The 525-nt window shown below is 48.4% G+C and carries 1 pseudogene; it reads left to right on the top strand.

Features of this window, described 5'->3' with window-relative positions:
• A pseudogene (gene ispH, locus RJ32_RS15205) lies at nt 1-525 on the top strand (4-hydroxy-3-methylbut-2-enyl diphosphate reductase); the annotation flags it as partial.

A 525-nucleotide genomic window follows, 5' to 3' on the forward strand; every position in this document is an offset into this window, starting at 1 on the left:
CTTTTGTGCCGGAGTTGATCGCGCTATAACTATTGTTGAGCGGGCTTTAGAAATATTTGAGCCGCCAATTTACGTGCGTCACGAGGTGGTTCACAACAAATATGTTGTCAGTAAACTGCGCGAGGCCGGTGCGGTCTTTGTTGAAGAATTGCACGAAGTACCAGACGACCAAATTGTTATTTTTAGCGCCCATGGCGTCTCTCAGGCGGTAAGACAAGAAGCCAAAGATCGCGGCTTGCGAGTATTTGACGCGACTTGCCCATTGGTGACCAAAGTCCATATGGAAGTTACCCGTGCCAGCCGTAAAGGGCATGAATGTATTTTAATTGGTCACGCAGGACACCCTGAGGTTGAAGGGACTATGGGCCAATATAATAATTCTGAGGGTGGCATTTATTTGGTGGAGTCGCCGGAAGATGTTGCCAAGCTGGAAGTGAAAGATCCCGGTAACCTGCATTACATGAGCCAGACCACCTTATCGGTTGATGACACGGCCGACGTAATAGATGCCTTGCGTCAAAAGTT

Origin of the sequence: Idiomarina sp. 28-8, assembly GCF_000320945.2 — a bacterium.
GTDB classification, from domain to species: Bacteria; Pseudomonadota; Gammaproteobacteria; order Enterobacterales; family Alteromonadaceae; genus Idiomarina; species Idiomarina loihiensis.